General features: G+C 38.5%; 13 protein-coding genes. 9 read left to right on the plus strand and 4 right to left on the minus strand.

Going from position 1 to position 15,970, the window contains the following annotated elements; genetic code table 11:
• Positions 1-527: 527 nt before the first annotated feature.
• Together ABD676_RS09980 and ABD676_RS09985 are read right to left on the minus strand one after the other, a co-directional pair.
• Complete coding sequence (locus tag ABD676_RS09980) at positions 528-1,028, minus strand: hypothetical protein (RefSeq protein WP_344674522.1); 501 nt, start codon at positions 1,026-1,028, stop codon at positions 528-530.
• A 136-nt stretch (positions 1,029-1,164) separates the two neighbouring features.
• Positions 1,165-1,812 carry a C40 family peptidase gene (locus tag ABD676_RS09985; protein WP_344674523.1) on the minus strand — a complete coding sequence of 216 codons (648 nt, stop codon included), beginning with the start codon at positions 1,810-1,812 and terminating at the stop codon, positions 1,165-1,167.
• A gap of 173 nt (positions 1,813-1,985) precedes the next feature.
• Between ABD676_RS09985 and ABD676_RS09990 the strand changes: the two genes are divergently transcribed.
• From ABD676_RS09990 to ABD676_RS10000, 3 genes are all read left to right on the plus strand, one after another.
• On the plus strand, positions 1,986-2,882 hold the full coding sequence (locus ABD676_RS09990; protein WP_344674524.1) for an EamA family transporter: 897 nt from the start codon (positions 1,986-1,988) through the stop codon (positions 2,880-2,882).
• Positions 2,883-2,980: 98 nt separating this feature from the next.
• Positions 2,981-5,245, plus strand: coding sequence for an inorganic phosphate transporter (locus ABD676_RS09995; RefSeq protein WP_344674525.1), 2,265 nt, complete (start codon positions 2,981-2,983; stop codon positions 5,243-5,245).
• 1,151 nt (positions 5,246-6,396) lie between these two features.
• Positions 6,397-6,789, plus strand: a complete 393-nt coding sequence (locus ABD676_RS10000; protein WP_344674526.1) for a VOC family protein — start codon at positions 6,397-6,399, stop codon at positions 6,787-6,789.
• A 4-nt stretch (positions 6,790-6,793) separates the two neighbouring features.
• On the opposite strand, the gene mtaB is transcribed toward ABD676_RS10000, so the two are convergent.
• Positions 6,794-8,113 (minus strand): tRNA (N(6)-L-threonylcarbamoyladenosine(37)-C(2))-methylthiotransferase MtaB, encoded by a 1,320-nt coding sequence (gene mtaB, locus ABD676_RS10005; RefSeq protein ID WP_344674527.1) that lies wholly within the window; start codon positions 8,111-8,113, stop codon positions 6,794-6,796.
• Positions 8,114-8,229: 116 nt separating this feature from the next.
• Here mtaB and ABD676_RS10010 point away from each other — a divergent pair, with 116 nt between their 5' ends.
• The 3 genes from ABD676_RS10010 to ABD676_RS10020 are packed head-to-tail and all read left to right on the plus strand — an operon-like array spanning position 8,230 to position 11,379.
• Positions 8,230-9,051, plus strand: coding sequence for a thymidylate synthase (locus ABD676_RS10010; protein WP_344674528.1), 822 nt, complete (start codon positions 8,230-8,232; stop codon positions 9,049-9,051).
• 29 nt (positions 9,052-9,080) lie between these two features.
• Complete coding sequence (locus ABD676_RS10015; RefSeq protein ID WP_344674529.1) at positions 9,081-9,584, plus strand: dihydrofolate reductase; 504 nt, start codon at positions 9,081-9,083, stop codon at positions 9,582-9,584.
• Positions 9,585-9,636: 52 nt separating this feature from the next.
• The gene (locus ABD676_RS10020) at positions 9,637-11,379 is read left to right on the plus strand and encodes a M61 family metallopeptidase (RefSeq protein WP_344674530.1); all 1,743 of its coding nucleotides are present in this window, start codon (positions 9,637-9,639) and stop codon (positions 11,377-11,379) included.
• Positions 11,380-11,455: 76 nt separating this feature from the next.
• Here the strand turns inward: ABD676_RS10020 and ABD676_RS10025 are convergent, their stop codons facing one another.
• Positions 11,456-11,962: a hypothetical protein gene (locus tag ABD676_RS10025; RefSeq protein WP_344674531.1), complete on the minus strand. Its 507-nt coding sequence runs from the start codon at positions 11,960-11,962 to the stop codon at positions 11,456-11,458.
• A 181-nt stretch (positions 11,963-12,143) separates the two neighbouring features.
• On the opposite strand from ABD676_RS10025, the gene ABD676_RS10030 reads away from it, so the two are divergent.
• Genes ABD676_RS10030 through ABD676_RS10040 form a run of 3 tightly spaced genes read left to right on the plus strand, consistent with a single transcriptional unit; the run spans position 12,144 to position 15,726 of the window.
• A complete protein-coding gene (locus ABD676_RS10030) occupies positions 12,144-13,904 on the plus strand; it encodes an AMP-dependent synthetase/ligase (RefSeq protein WP_344674532.1) in 1,761 nt (586 codons plus the stop codon).
• Positions 13,904-14,887 (plus strand): YihY/virulence factor BrkB family protein, encoded by a 984-nt coding sequence (locus ABD676_RS10035; RefSeq protein ID WP_344674533.1) that lies wholly within the window; start codon positions 13,904-13,906, stop codon positions 14,885-14,887. Before ABD676_RS10030 ends, ABD676_RS10035 begins: the two co-directional genes overlap by 1 nt.
• Complete coding sequence (locus ABD676_RS10040; protein ID WP_344674534.1) at positions 14,887-15,726, plus strand: DMT family transporter; 840 nt, start codon at positions 14,887-14,889, stop codon at positions 15,724-15,726. The genes ABD676_RS10035 and ABD676_RS10040 overlap by 1 nt, the downstream gene beginning before the upstream one ends.
• The last annotated feature ends 244 nt before the right edge of the window (positions 15,727-15,970 follow it).

Here is a 15,970-nt window from a genome sequence, read left to right on the forward strand (position 1 = left end):
TCCCTTCGTAGAAAATAAACCACAATGTAATTTACCATAATCAGTATTTATTAAATAGTCAGAAATAAATATATGCGTGATTTATAAGATAAAATTTTCTCTAAAGTTTTATTAATTCTAAGCGATTTAATAAAGTTTCATATTGAGAATCAATATATTCTATTTTATGATTTCAATCATAATTTCTTTAACTAACGCATATTTAAATAGCACATTAATTTTATTTCCAAATTTTTAGCAATTGTGGAAAAATAAATTCGAATTGACACGTCTTTTGTAATGAACTCATCGTCCAACAGACAAAAATGACAGCAGTTTTGAAAATAGAGAAATGAAATTGGCTACAAATTCTAAACGAAAAATTGTATGATGTTAAAAAAATAAAAGAGGTCGATATCACATCGACCTCTTTTCTTGTTTACCTAATAACCTTTTAATCACCAAACAATTTATTGAAACAAATTACTTGACTCAAAGGTATGGCTATATCATAAAGTTACCGTTAAGAGAAAATTAAATAATAAATATTATCTCGTCTTAGCGCTTGCTAACATGCGCATCACCTCATCAACGGTAGTTCTTGCTGCTTCAAACATCTTAGGATTGCCTGCATAATCAGCATCCATCGTAACGGACTTCGTTTTCTCTTTATATTTAAAGGTCAAAGTATAACGGGGAACTCTCGCTAAATCCTTCTTATCAGCTGCTGAAGTCGTCATATCATCTTGAACATTCCAAAAACCCAATTCCTGAGCTTTACGGTGTAGATACAACAAATCATCATTACGCAATCTTAACGTATCCTTGATTAATTGACCATCCTTAGTTAAGTATTCGTAATCCGCAGTTTTGGAATTAAAATGATTCAACATGGAATCTGGAAAACCATAGCGAATATCTACAGATTCGAAATCCGTAAAACGATATGGAGCATTCTTAATCATATTGGAATAGTAATAAACACAATAGATCAAAAATGGAACGACTATACTAAGTGCTAAGAATATTTTTTTGCTTTTATCCGACATGACTGTTCTTCAAATTGTGCACAAAAATAAAGATTTATAGCTAATAATTGTGCTTTATTTAGGAATACTCAGCTTCTTACATTAGGATTACAATGTCTATAGCTAAAGCAGTTCCTTTCGGTCTGATGGAAAGGACTTAAATATTTGGAGTACCACAACGGGTAAAGTATTTGGAATACCAAGCATCCTTGAGGTTGGAGATAATGACGCCCTTTCTTGTAGAAACATGAACGAACTTCCCATTGTGCAGGTAAATTCCCACATGATCTATGTTTCGTCCACCGAATGAAAAGAATACCAAATCACCCTCTTTCAATTGATCATCATATTTCCTTTTCACCTTTTCCGCCATATCCCTGGATGTTCTAGGCAGATCTTTTCCATAAACTTTCTGATATAGCATACTCACAAAGCCGGAGCAATCCACCCCGCCCTTATCTAGTCCACCCATACGATGCGGAGTACCCATCCAATCGTCAATCATGTAATAAAGACTTTTACTATCCAGGTCCTTGGTTTTGACACCCAGCAGGTGCGCATAGTTTTCCAACTTATTATTGCTGAACTCCATTCCACGAGCGTCGGATGCATCCGAAAGTGGAGCATTTTTATTTGGCTTTACGGCTCCAGTTGTAGGACGCCCCATTGTCTTCTTCCTCGCTCCACAGGAACTTAAAAATAAAATTGCCGATAATAGAATAATCCAACTGTAGCTGATACGCATAAAACCTCCTCTCCAAAAATAAACCTTAATCAATTCTCCCTCCAATCGCTTTTTTTCCACAGATGTGATTTACTTTATCTTGCCTCATGTATACTAAACTAGGGAACCCATGTTTTGCAGACAAGATTATCACTTATATTTTACGCTAGTACGAGTCAGAAAGGCCATAAAGGACTTCAATATGACAATTCTATTGAAAGTACTATGGTATAATTTCCGTTATTTTGCAGGCTATGAAAAAGACCCAAGGTGCCATTGCTGTTTTTATAGGCGCCGCAAGCTTTGGAATTTTATCCACTTTTGTAAAGAAAGCTTACGAACAAGGCTATAACCTCGGCGAAGTAACCGGAATCCAGGCACTTTTAGGTTCCATCATCCTTTGGCTCCTATGGTTTATTTGGCTTGCATTTGGTAAGAAAACCACCACATCAACTCAAAAACCAAAATCCCCAGCTTGGAAGATCCTCTTAAGTGGTGTGAGTACCGGTGCGGTGAGTATTCTCTACTATAAATGTGTTCAATTGGTCCCTGCCTCTTTGGCAATTGTCCTCTTGATGCAGTACATCTGGATTGGTCAGCTCATAGAATTTATCTTTTTCAAGGCCAGGCCTGATTTAAAACAAATTCTAGTCATTGTTTTAATACTTCTAGGAACTTTGTTTGCCACAGGTATGATTGAGGAGCCATTAGCCAGTTTTTCGTATGAAGGTCTTATTTACGGTCTCTTAGCAGCCACGGCCTATTCCATCTTTATGATTGTCAATGGACGTGTCGGAAATGATTACTCGGCAGTACACAAATCAGCCATTATGATCACCGGAGCATGTGCCTTAATCTTCATCACCTTACAACCCTTTACACTTTTCAATTTAGAAATCCTGAACGGCATTTTGCCTTATGGAATATTGCTCGCATTATTTGGGACAGTTATACCACCGTTTCTTTTTGCTTATGGCCTACCTAAAACAGGTTATTCATTAGGCTCAGTATTGAGTGCTGTAGAATTACCGGTTGCCGTCTGCATGTCCTATTTAGTTTTGCAGGAGTCCGTTAGTTTTTTAAAATGGGTGGGTGTATTCTTTATATTGGGCGTCATTATTTGGAAGAATTTGGTTAAATCAAATGCCTGATTTGATGTAATTTTGCCTAAACTTGTACATTCTTAACTTTCCGAACACAACAATGTTAATCACAGAGCTATACAAAAAGCAAATAACATAAACTTCACATGGAAAATTATCTTTACCTAGTCCTGATTACCTTAGCCGTACTTGCGGTCATCGATTTGATGGTTGGGGTCAGTAACGATGCTGTCAACTTTTTAAACTCAGCAATCGGCTCTAAAGCAATTCCTTTTAAAAGCATCATGATCATCGCCAGCTTGGGGATCCTATTTGGCTCCGTATTCTCCTCTGGGATGATGGAAATTGCCCGATCTGGAATCTATGTCCCCAGTAAATTTACATTCGATGATGTCATAACCATATTCCTTGCCGTCATGATTACGGATATTATCCTCTTGGATGTATTCAATTATTTCGGCTTACCGACCTCTACCACCGTTTCCATTGTGTTTGAGCTCCTAGGAGCTGCTATCTGTTTGGCTTTGTACAAGATTGCTACTACCGATGGCAATTTTGCTACATTAGCTTCTTATATCAACACACAGAAAGCATCCGAAATTGTCTATAGTATATTACTTTCTGTCATTATATCCTTTTCGGTCGGAATGATTGTACAATATATTTCACGTGTACTTTTCACTTTCCAATTCGAGAAAAAACTAAAAACCATTGGTGTAATCTTTGGCGGTATCGCTATGGCATCCATCTCTTATTTCATTCTGATCAAAGGGATGAAAGAGGTAACTTTTCTAAGTAGCGACATTAAAGAATGGGTAAAGACACATGAGCTAACTTTATTAGGAGGTAGTTTCGTTCTATTTACCATTGTCAGTTACATCATCAATTTATTAGGCTATAACATCTTAAAGGTCATCATTGGTATTGGAACGTTTGCATTAGCATTATCTTTTGCTGGGAATGACTTGGTGAACTTTATCGGTGTGCCGGTTGCAGCCATGCAGTCTGTAGAAATCTTCCAAAGTGTCCCTATGGCCAATCCTGATGGTTATACCATGGATGCCCTAGCCTCTTCAGAAATTGTTGCTCCGCTTTGGGCCTTGGTGATTGCCGGATTGATTATGGTCATTACCCTATGGACCTCAAAGAAAGCTAAAACTGTTATTGAGACTGAAATGAGCCTTTCCAATCAAGGTGATGGTAATGAGAAGTTCAAATCCAATATGCTTTCCAGAAGCATTGTACGAGGGTTTATACGCATTGGTTCGGTATTGACCTATGTCATGCCACGCACCATGCAAGCAAGTCTAGACAAGAAATTCGAGCATCCTATGATTGCTCAGGAAAAGAAGAAAAAGAGTAAGGACGAACCTATGTTCGATATGATTCGTGCATCGGTAAACCTAATGGTAGCAAGTAGCTTGATCGCTTTGGGAACCTCCATGAAGCTTCCATTATCCACGACCTACGTCACTTTTATGGTGGCTATGGGTACTGCATTTGCTGACCGCGCTTGGGGTCGTGAGAGTGCTGTCTACCGCGTATCCGGAGTTTTCCATGTAATAGGTGGTTGGTTCGTAACTGCCGGCTGCGCCTTCTTAGGAGCCTTCGTATTCGCTTATTTCCTTAAAATCGGAGGAATTGTAACCTTCGTAATTTCCCTAGTCGTATTGGCTTTATTATTATATAGAAATGCAAAGAGCCACGATAAGAAAATCAAAGCAAAAGCATTGCAGGAATTAAACTTAGAAAAAGCAGATATCATTGGATTACAGCAGGTAATTGAAACCAGTGCACAACAAATCAGTGAGACTTTCTCTAAAACCAATATTTTCTACAAGGAGTCTATTGACTCCCTCATTAAAGAAGACCTGGTCGCTCTAACCATGAATAAAAAATTGGTAAAGAAACTAATTGCCGACTTGAACTCGACCAATAATTCCATGTATGAGTTTATCCGAAATCTAGATGACAGCTCGGTAAAAGGAAGTCGTTACTATATCATTTCCCTAGGTTACCTTCAAGATATGGTGGAAAACGTGGCTGTTATCAATTCCAATGCGCTCTCGCATGTAGACAATAACCACAAACACCTGCGCATTAGTCAGGCTAAAGACTTAAAATATGTTGTAGAACAGATCGGTAATTGGTTTTCGGAAATCCACATGACCTATAAGCGTCTTGATTTCTCCAAAATTGATGAGCTTATCAAAGAGCGTGAAAACATTCAAGACTACATCAATAACCTTTTGGACAAGCAAATCGATCGTATCAGAACATCAGAAAACAGTCCGAAAAACTCACGCTTATACTTCTCGATCCTATTAGAAACGAATGAACTGATCAGTTCAACCTTCAAGCTCCTTCGCTTACACAAGGAATTTGAAAGCTTTAGGATTAGAAATAAGTAGGGAGATGAGATGTGAGACCGCTGCGCTATTAGATGTGAGATGTGAGATTTGAGATAGTAAGGGAATAGGTAATATTCCTTACAAAAAGAGCGAAGCAAAAATGAAGTAACTTTAAACTTTATAGAAAAGGTAACAGATTTTCAAATTCTGTTGCCTTTTTTTTGGGCTTTCTGTTGGTGTTTTTATGGTTTATTATATATTATTTGCGGTCGAAGCATGCTTCGACCCTACAGTTATCGGCATTAGGGTTAATAATTTCACGATTGTTTGTAGGGTCGATGCAGGCATCGACCGCCTAAATATTAAACTATATATTCAAAGACAACAGACCTGAAAATCTATTGTCCATTGCCTATTTCCACATCGCCTTTTATCTCACATCTAAAAGTGTAGTGATCTCATATCTCATATCTATAGTAATTTGCGCGGTCGAAGCATGCTTCGACCCTACAGTTACCGGTAATTGGGTTAATAATTTCACGAATGTTTGTAGGGTCGATGCAGGCATCGACCGCTAAAACGAAATCAAAATAATCCTTATATAGGATATTGCTTAAAAACGGGCGGACATTCCGTTCGTTCTCGTCTGGGATGAATCCCTTTCCTCAAACTCACTCAGTACCGCCCCTACCTAACGTACTACCTAGAAAGCTTGTTATTAGTCGTTTAATAGCGCCCCATACGTAGGGGCAGCACTGAGCGTAGCGGAATGTCTGCCCGATTTAAAAATAGTTATGAGACCGCAGCAGTATCAAATCTCCATTCCACTTTCTCCTTTTTCCTTTCCAATTTCTGGTGTTTTTTGTCTGTAGTCTCGTCGTCTCTCACAAGGGTTTCATTCGACACTTATTCGGATCTCCTTCGGAACTTGTTCGGATCTCCTTCGGATCTCGTTCGGTTCCGACCGAACGAGATCCGAACAAGATCCCTATTAGATCCGTGAAAAATCCGCAATAGTCACGAAGCAAATAGCTGCAATTACTAACTTATACACAGAGAAAATCCAATTCTCACTTCATTAACCTAAAAAGAATCTACCCAACATTAAATCCCCCACAACTTTTTACAACAATTATACGTTTAATTAACTATGAGGTAATGATTAGGTTACATTGCTGTTTTAATTTAGGTTATTACTTAAAGCAGAAGATATGGAAGAGTTTGTTAAAGTTCCCAAAGTGTATTTCGAGATTCCGGTTTATGATTTATCTCGTGCAGCAGCATTCTACACTCAAGTCTTCGGGTTTGAGTTTGAGAAAGAGTTAGTCGAGCGAAATGGCATTGAACAGTTAAGTTTTCAGGAAGAAAATCTAGGTATCTGTGGTGCCTTAGCAAAAGGGGATATGTACAGTCCTAACAGTAATCAAGTAGCATTTTATTACAAGACCTATGATATTGATGCCGTTTTGAACAATGTCCTTAAAGCTGGAGGTACGGTTATCCTTCCGAAAAAAATCGAGGATAATTTACGGTATATCGTTGCAGAATTTGGTGATTGCGAAGGTAATAGAATTGCCTTGCATCAGATTTATCCTTCGAAATAAACGATTAGTGGGTTAATACTTCAGGGATTTCCTCAATATCGACATCGCCTGATTCTGAGATGCTCAAGAACTTGACAGGAACGACTTCATTTACCAATAATGGATCATACTCCGTACGTACCTTCACATAATTCTTGGAGAAACCATGCATATAGCCGTCTTTGATATCGCCTTCGAATAGAACTAAATCCTCTGCTCCTAATTGCGATTCATAGAATGCACGGCGTTTCTTTTCTGAAAGTATGTGTAGCATCTTGCTGCGATCACTACGTTGCGCTCCTGGTACTGCACCTTCCATTTGGGCAGCGATGGTATTCTCTCTTTCTGAATAGGTAAACACATGCAGATAGGAAATATCCATGTCGTTTAGGAAGTTGTAGGTATCGATAAAGTCTTCACGTGTTTCACCGGGGAATCCAACAATCACATCGACACCGATACAGCAGTTCGGCATCAGGGATTTAATTTTAGCAACACGTTCCGCATAAAGTTCACGTTTGTAGCGGCGGCGCATTTTGGCTAATACCTGATTATTACCAGATTGAAGAGGCATGTGGAAATGCGGCACAAAGCGTTTCGATTCAGCCACAAATTCGATAATCTCATTGGTCAACAAGTTTGGCTCAATACTGGAGATTCGAATTCGGTCAATCCCTTCCACTTCATCTAAGGCTTTGACCAAATCAACAAAACGGTCCTGACGTTTTCCATCACGAACACCAAAATCACCAATATTCACACCCGTCAACACGATTTCCTTCACACCAGATGCGGCAATTTCTTCAGCTTGCTTTACGATATCCTCAATCTTGCCTGAACGGCTCGCTCCCCTTGCCAAAGGAATGGTACAGAAAGTACAAGAATAGTCGCAACCATCCTGAACTTTTAGAAAAGTTCTAGTACGATCACCAATAGAAAAAGCGGAAACAAATTGATGGGTTTCATCGATTGGTGCATTGTGCACAACTGCTTTCTCATTTTTGGTCAAGTCATTGATATGCTCCAGGATATTGAATTTCTCGGCAGCACCAAGTACCATATCCACCCCGGGGATTTCAGAAATCTCCTTTGGTTTTAATTGCGCATAACAACCTACGATGGTAATGTAGGCATTTGGGGAATGTTTAAGGGCTTCTTTCACTACCTTACGACACTTTCGGTCAGCATGATCGGTCACCGAACAGGTGTTAATAACATACACATCAGCCGCACTATTGAAAGGCGTCGTTTCGTAACCGGCATCTTTAAAGATTCGGCCTATAGAGGATGTTTCTGAAAAGTTCAGTTTACAACCCAAGGTATAGAAAGCAACTTTTTTTCCCATGATATTTTGCAAAAATACACAAAAAGCTTCAAATTGTTAGTTGTTGAAAAATTGTGATATTCTGATGATCTAAAAAAAGGTATCTTCGTAGCTAAGTCAAAAAAGGAAAAAACGCTATGCAGCAGTATTTGGATCTATTGAAACATGTGTATACCACAGGAGTTGAAAAAACTGACCGTACCGGAACAGGAACAAAAAGTGTATTTGGGTATCAAATGCGCTTTAACCTGAAGGAAGGTTTCCCATTGGTTACGACAAAGAAACTGCATTTACGTTCTATTATCCACGAATTAATTTGGTTTTTACGAGGCGAGACCAATATTAATTATTTAAAAGAGAATGGTGTTAGTATTTGGGATGAGTGGGCAGATGCGGAAGGAAATTTAGGGCCTGTGTATGGTTCTCAATGGCGTTCATGGCCTACCCCAGATGGACGACATATCGATCAGATCAGCCAAGTCATTAAACAGCTTAAAAACTCACCAGATTCGCGTAGAATAATTGTCTCCGCATGGAATGTAGGCGAGATAGAGCACATGGCATTACCTCCATGTCATGCTTTCTTTCAATTCTATGTGGCACCGGCAGATCCAGAGAATGGCATCTTAAAACCGCAGTTATCTTGTCAGCTATACCAACGTAGTGCTGATATCTTCCTTGGTGTTCCATTCAACATCGCTTCTTACGCATTATTGACGATGATGGTGGCACAAGTTTGTGATATGGAAGCAGCAGAATTTGTACATACATTAGGCGATGCGCATATTTACAGCAATCATTTTGAACAAACGGAATTGCAATTATCGCGTGAGCCGAAAGCATTACCAACGATGAAGATCAATCCGGAGGTAAAAGATATTTTCGACTTTAAATTTGAAGATTTCGAGTTAGTAAATTATGAAAGTCACCCACATATCAAAGCTCCAGTAGCTGTTTAGTGCGGTAATTAGTAAACATATTATTAAAGATGATTAACACCCCTACTGTCACATTAATTGTGGCTGCAGCAGAAAATAACGCCATTGGAAAAGGCAATCAAATGCCTTGGCATTTACCAAATGATTTCAAATTCTTCAAAAAAGAAACGATGGATCATTCCATTGTTATGGGAAGAAAGACTTTTGAATCCATTGGCAAGCCACTTCCTGGTCGTAGAAACATAGTTGTTTCACGTTCAGCGACATTTATTCATGAAGATGTTGATGTTGCTAACAGCCTACATGAGGTGATGACCTATTGCCGAGATGAAAACGAGATATTCATCATTGGTGGAGCTCAAATATATAAGCAAGCATTGCCTATGGCAGAAAAAGTCTTATTGACAAGAGTACATACTACAATCGAAGATGCCGATGCATTCTTTCCAGAATTACCTGCGCAAGAATGGGAATTGCAAAGCTCGGAGGCGCATGAAATAGATGAGAAGCATCAATTTGCCTATACATTCGAGACTTATACAAGAATAAAATAAGGAAACAAGGGAAGCCAATTATGGGTTCCCTTTTTACGTTTAACAAAAAACTATGAGTACAAGCAGCATTCACTTTCAACTTTCGTTTCTAGAGCCTCAGGCACATTATGTGGAGGTTAGTATGTTTATTGAAGGATTTGGTCAGGACCACATCGACTTAAAGATGCCTGTCTGGACGCCTGGTTCTTATTTGATTCGGGAGTTTTCCAAGAACGTGGAGCATGTCAATGCTGTCAGCAGCTCTGGAGATGCCCTTTTTGTTGAAAAAACGAGCAAAAACACTTGGCGGGTAAATACTTTTGGACAGGACTTTGCCTTTTCATATCGGGTTTATTCTTTTGAAAAATCCGTAAGAACGAACTTTGTGGATGCTACTCATGCCTTTATCAGTCCGGCAGGAACATTCTTTTACATTGATGGGCATTTGGACCATCCAAGCACAGTACAAGTCATCCTGCCAGCACAATGGTCTAAAATCTCCACTGGTTTAGAGGAAGAACCTGCCGTGGAAAACCTATTTAAGTCACCAAACTTTGACATCCTGTTTGACTCTCCTTTAGAAATTGGAAATCAAGAAACCTGGACCTTTGACGCCGCAGGTATTCCACATGAGTTTGCAATGGTGGGTCCAGCAAATTACAACCAGGAATTACTGACACAGGATATTCAGAAAATCGTAGCGGAGGAAACACGTATTTGGGGTTCCAATCCTAACGATCGTTATGTTTTTATTACCCATAATTATCAGAGTGCACATGGTGGATTAGAGCATTTAAACTCTACCGTATTGGCTGCGTCGAGGAATGCCTACATCAACAGATTAGGTTATAATAATTTTCTGAGTTTAGTGGCGCATGAATATTTCCACTTATGGAATGTAAAACGCTTAAGACCTAGAAACCTTGGCCCATTCAACTATGAGGAAGAAAATTACACCCCATTGCTTTGGATCTTTGAAGGGTTTACTGCCTATTACGACAACTTAATTACACGTCGTTGTGGTTTCAGGGATGAGCAAGAATATCTAACTGAATTAGTTTCTGAATTCAATCTGGTATTAAATCGTCCTGGACATCGGGTTCAATCCGTAGGTTTATCCAGTTTCGATACTTGGATCAAACAATATCGTCCTGATGAAAACTCGATCAACGTAAGTATATCCTACTACAATAAGGGGGCTATGCTAGCCTGTATGATTGACCTTAAAATCATTTCGCAAAGCCAAGGAAAGCATTGTTTAGATGATGTGTTAAAAGCGGCTTATGAGCAGTTCTATTTGATTGAGAATCGAGGTATTGATGAAAAGGAATTCCAGGATTTAGCAGAACGTGTAACAGGGGTATCCTTGGAAGAAATTTTCGAGGCTGTTTATCAAACAGAGGATATTGATTACAATGCTTATTTCAACTTGGTAGGTTATCAATTTATTGACCAAAATAGAGATACACAAACAGCAAGTTTGGGAATTAAGGTTTCTCATACGGATGGCCGTACGATCATTAAAGCTGTGGATCGTGATTCTGCAGCTTGGCTTGATGGATTAAATGTGGATGATGAAATCGTAGCTGTGAATGGGAATCGATTGGATATACAAGGACGAGAATTAGATCAAGCGATGTTGTATAGCCAAATAGGCGATGAAGTAACCTTATTAGTAGCACGAGAAGGATTAATGTTGGAAATTCCGGTGCGTTTAAAAGCAAGCGACAAAGTATCGTATTACATTGAACGCAATCCAAACAGCACAGAAGAACAACGCCGTTTAGGCGATATTTGGTTATCCTTAAACCAATAGGATATTAAGCTATTCAGCTAATAAAAAAGGGAGTTATTCAAAAGAACAACTCCCTTTTTCATTTTCATTGTATCTCTTAGAACATATATCTAACCGAGAACCCAAGTCCATTTACAATGTTGAAACCAGATTCTTGCAAGAAGTCAAAATAAGGTTTTGCGTCTAATGAAATTGCTAGAGGAGCAGAAGGTATTTTATACTCCAAGCCTACTATACCATCTACACTTAATGCCAATTCGGAATACTTATCAAAGCGTTTTCCTTCATCAGTGGTATATGCTTTACCTGTGTAAGAGCCAACACTACCACCGAAACCCCAAAACCAAGAAATATTATCGACCAATGGTTTGTGGTATTGGTATAGTCCAACCAAGCGGAAACGGCTATAAGTAGAATTGCTCTGGACACTAAGAATACCTTCAACTGCACGGTCAGGATTGAGCGTATAGCGGTAAGTGATACCAGTTGCCGACCCAAAACGAGCACCAATAGCGTGTTGTGATGACAATTGAGCTTGCGCTGATGGCGCGAAGGCCAAGAAGGTTAAAGCAAAAATAAAGGTGAATTGTAAAAATTTGTTCATTTCTTAAAAGTATAATCAATCAAAAATAGCATTTATTTCTAAACGGAAAAAACGCATATTATGTATAAGTTCAGTCAAAAATTTATTCTGCAAGCATAGTTTTTACCTAAAAAATGATATATTAGTCCTACCTAAGTATCAGTAACCAATTGATCAGTATTATTAAGGAAGGGATTAAGCTATGAGTAATTTTAAGAAGTTGTACGACTTGATCGACAACTATAATAAAGAATACAAAAAAGACATTATGGTTGCCGGCCGTTCAAAGGATGGTTGGAAAACCTATTCTACCGATGATTTCACCGAAATAGTAGATAATATAAGTAAAGGTCTTTTAGCCAAAGGAATTGAAAAAGGAGACCGAGTGGCTATCATGTCTGGTAATAGACCGGAATGGAACTTTATTGATTTCGCTTGTAACCAGTTAGGTATAGCTACAGTTCCGCTCTATCCTACCCTTTCTAATCAGGATCTTATTTACATTTTGAATGATGCTGGAGCAAAAATGCTCTTTGTCAGCAATGAAGAGTTATCTAAGAAAGCTGATCATGCTTTAAAAGAGAACAATCAAGATTTACCACTTTATACCTTTGATGATATTGAGGGTAGAGCTTCTTATAAAGAGGTATTGGAACTAGGAAAGCAACAGCAGACTGACCTTCAGCCTTTGCGTGATGACGTACAATTTGAGGATTTATTGACCTTGATTTATACTTCAGGCACTACAGGTAAACCTAAAGGGGTATTCCTAACACACAAAAACCTGATAAGTAATGTGGAAGCCTGCTTTCACTTAGTTACACCAGAATATAAAAAGGCATTAAGTTTCCTACCGCTTTGCCATATTTTCGAAAGAATGGTGGTTTACCTTTATTTTTCTAAAGGTGTACAGATTTATTATGCGGAGAACCTAGATAATATCGTTGTTGACATCAATGACGTTAAACCAGATTTGTTCACAACTGTACCACGTGTATTGGAGAAGGTTTATGACAAGGTGGTTGAAAAAGGTAAAAACCTAACAGGCATTAAGAAGTCATTATTCTTCTGGGCCTTAAATTTAGGTTTAAGATATCAGGAGCCTAAGAAAAACTCTGGGTTTTATAACTTCCAATTAGGTATTGCCCGTAAGTTGATCTTTTCAAAATGGAAAGATGCCTTAGGAGGAAACATCAAATTGATTATTTCCGGAGGTGCGGCTTTGCAAGAACGATTGGCTCGTGTATTCTGGGCTGCAGACATCAAGGTTCTTGAGGGATACGGATTGACGGAGACTTCACCTGTTATTGCTGTAAATTCTTGGAAAGAGGAAGATGTGAAGTTTGGCACTGTAGGTCGTGTTTTGAACAATTTGGACGTAAAGATTGCAAAAGATGGAGAGATTTTGGTAAAAGGTCCAAGTGTTACTTCAGGTTATTACAAGAACGATGAGGCCACAAAAGAAACCATTGATACTGACGGGTATCTTCACACCGGAGATATCGGTGAATTAACTTCTGATGGATTCTTACGGATTACCGACCGTAAAAAAGAAATGTTCAAAACCGCTGGAGGTAAATATGTAGCTCCACAAGTATTAGAAAATAAGTTAATGGAGTCAACCTTGATTGCACAAGTGATGGTTATTGGAGAGAATCAACGTTTTCCAGCAGCACTGATAGTACCTGCATTCGAGGAATTGGAAAAATATTGTAACCACAAAGGCATTCCATATGGTTCCAAAGAGGAAGCGATCAAGCAACCGGAAGTTTTATCAAAATATGAGCAAATTATTTCGCAATCAATGTCTAACTTTGGCCATTGGGAGCAGGTGAAAAAGTTTAAGTTACTATCCAAAGAATGGACAATTGATGCTGGTGAATTGACACCTAAATTAAGTCTTAAACGAAAAGTCATCATGCAACGTAATGAAGACACGATAAAGCAAATTTATACGGAATAATGTTGAATACCATTTGGACGAAGGTTAAGGATTTCTGGAGACTATTAATCAATGCAGGGAATGGTTTTGCTGAAGACAACTGCATGAAGCTGAGTGCCTCGCTAGCCTATTACACGGTTTTTTCCATTGGCCCCCTCTTATTAATATTGACCTGGACATTAGGTTTCTTTTACGGATCGGCTTTAGATGGCAGTGAAGGCGCTAGAGAACAAGTCTTAAGTGAATTAAACGAAATTTTTGGTAAAGAAATAGCCAGTTTACTTGAATCTACGGTTCATAACTTGTCACTAGACAGCAAGTCTAACATTGGGATCATCATCGGTGTCGGTACATTGATGTTTACTTCGACTACTATTTTCGTAGATATACAAAATTCCATCAATTCCATCTGGAAGGTGAAACCAAAACCTAAAAAAGGTTGGTTGAAAATGATCATTAATCGATTGATTTCCTTCTCCATGATATTGGGTTTAGTATTCCTTTTGATGGCATCCCTTATTATTTCCAGTGTTATCGGCATTATGACCGATTACTTTAATCAGTTTATGGAAAACTGGGATATCAGTTTGATCGATTGGATTAATACAGCAATTACCTTCTTGGTAATCTCATCCTTATTCGGAATTATTTATGCTTTCTTGCCGGATGCCAGGGTTCGTTTCAAGGATATTCTAGGAGGTGCATTATTTACAGCCTTGCTTTTCATGTTCGGAAAGTTCTTAATCTCCTTATACCTATCTACAAATGCTACCGCAAGCTCCTATGGTGCCGCAGGATCTATTATTATCCTGTTGGCCTGGGTATATTACTCTGCTGCGATTCTGTACTTTGGAGCGGAGTTTACAAAGGAATATGCCATTAAATACGGTAAAGGAATCCAACCTACTTCCTACGCCGTATTGGTAAAACAAACCGAGTTGGAAATCGACCCAGAAACAGGTATCCGAGAAGTTGTCAAAAAACACAATGACCCAGTACAATAGTGGAGGAAAGAAAAAGTATCATATATATGCTTCTAGCGGGCGTATTCTTTGCCCTAATGAATGTATGTGTAAAACAAGTTTCACATCTCCCTACCTTGGAAGTGGTATTCTTCCGATCGCTTTTTAGTCTTGTCGCCAGTTATCTAATTCTGAAAAAGGATAATATTCCTTTGTTCGGAAATAACAAAAAATTATTAATATTTCGCGGAGTTGCAGGATGCTTAGGTTTGATTGGATCCTTTTACACCTTACAACATTTACCATTAGCATCTGCTGTAACCATAAATTATCTGGCGCCCTTCTTCACAGCTCTATTAGGGATTTTCATCGTCAAGCAACCCGTACGTCCAATACAGTTTCTTTATTTTGGATTGGCAATATTAGGTGTTGTTCTCTTGAAAGGATTTGATAATCGGATATCGACATTAGGATTACTTATTGGATTGTCCGCCGCTATATTCGCTGCCATCGCTTATAATATTATTGCCAAGTTAAAGACTTCGGAACATCCCTTGGTTATTATCTTCTATTTTCCATTGGTTACTCTTCCATTTGTTGGAGTTTATACGATTTTTAATTGGGTCACACCAATCGGTTGGGATTGGTTGCAGCTTTTACTGATTGGAATCTTTACACAGCTAGCACAGTATTACATGACACTTTCCTACCAAAGAGCTAACCTTTCTAAAGTTGCAAGTTTGAATTATTTGGGTGTTTTGTATGCCTTGATATTTGGATTTTTCTTCTTTGATGAGACTTATACACAATGGTCATTATTTGGTATTGTTTTGATTTTGCTGGCCGTGATCATGAATGTGAGGGTGAGACCGCTGCGCTAGGAGATATGAGATTTTAGATAGAAAGTGAGTGATAAAAAAGGGGATATTACTTAACGGTCGAAGCATGCTTCGGCCCTACGGTTAAGGTTGATTAGGTTTAAAATTTCACGAATGTTTGTCGGGTCGATGCAGGCATCGACCGCAGCCAATAATTCATTAATACCACATTTAAACACACCATAAAAAAAGGCAACAGAACTTAAAAATCTGTTGCCTTTTCTATATAGTTTAGAGTTCCTTCATC

This window comes from Sphingobacterium kyonggiense, assembly GCF_039536825.1.
GTDB classification, from domain to species: domain Bacteria; phylum Bacteroidota; class Bacteroidia; order Sphingobacteriales; family Sphingobacteriaceae; genus Sphingobacterium; species Sphingobacterium kyonggiense.

What these genes read in the sequence shown, in the direction of transcription:
- ABD676_RS09980 (WP_344674522.1), bottom strand. Translation starts at nt 1,028, where the DNA reads ATGTCGGATAAAAGCAAAAAAATATTCTTAGCACTTAGTATAGTCGTT.
- ABD676_RS09990 (WP_344674524.1), top strand. Translation starts at nt 1,986, where the DNA reads ATGAAAAAGACCCAAGGTGCCATTGCTGTTTTTATAGGCGCCGCAAGC.
- ABD676_RS09995 (WP_344674525.1), top strand. Translation starts at nt 2,981, where the DNA reads ATGGAAAATTATCTTTACCTAGTCCTGATTACCTTAGCCGTACTTGCG.
- ABD676_RS10000 (WP_344674526.1), top strand. Translation starts at nt 6,397, where the DNA reads ATGGAAGAGTTTGTTAAAGTTCCCAAAGTGTATTTCGAGATTCCGGTT.
- mtaB (WP_344674527.1), bottom strand. Translation starts at nt 8,113, where the DNA reads ATGGGAAAAAAAGTTGCTTTCTATACCTTGGGTTGTAAACTGAACTTT.
- ABD676_RS10010 (WP_344674528.1), top strand. Translation starts at nt 8,230, where the DNA reads ATGCAGCAGTATTTGGATCTATTGAAACATGTGTATACCACAGGAGTT.
- ABD676_RS10015 (WP_344674529.1), top strand. Translation starts at nt 9,081, where the DNA reads ATGATTAACACCCCTACTGTCACATTAATTGTGGCTGCAGCAGAAAAT.
- ABD676_RS10020 (WP_344674530.1), top strand. Translation starts at nt 9,637, where the DNA reads ATGAGTACAAGCAGCATTCACTTTCAACTTTCGTTTCTAGAGCCTCAG.
- ABD676_RS10025 (WP_344674531.1), bottom strand. Translation starts at nt 11,962, where the DNA reads ATGAACAAATTTTTACAATTCACCTTTATTTTTGCTTTAACCTTCTTG.
- ABD676_RS10030 (WP_344674532.1), top strand. Translation starts at nt 12,144, where the DNA reads ATGAGTAATTTTAAGAAGTTGTACGACTTGATCGACAACTATAATAAA.
- ABD676_RS10035 (WP_344674533.1), top strand. Translation starts at nt 13,904, where the DNA reads ATGTTGAATACCATTTGGACGAAGGTTAAGGATTTCTGGAGACTATTA.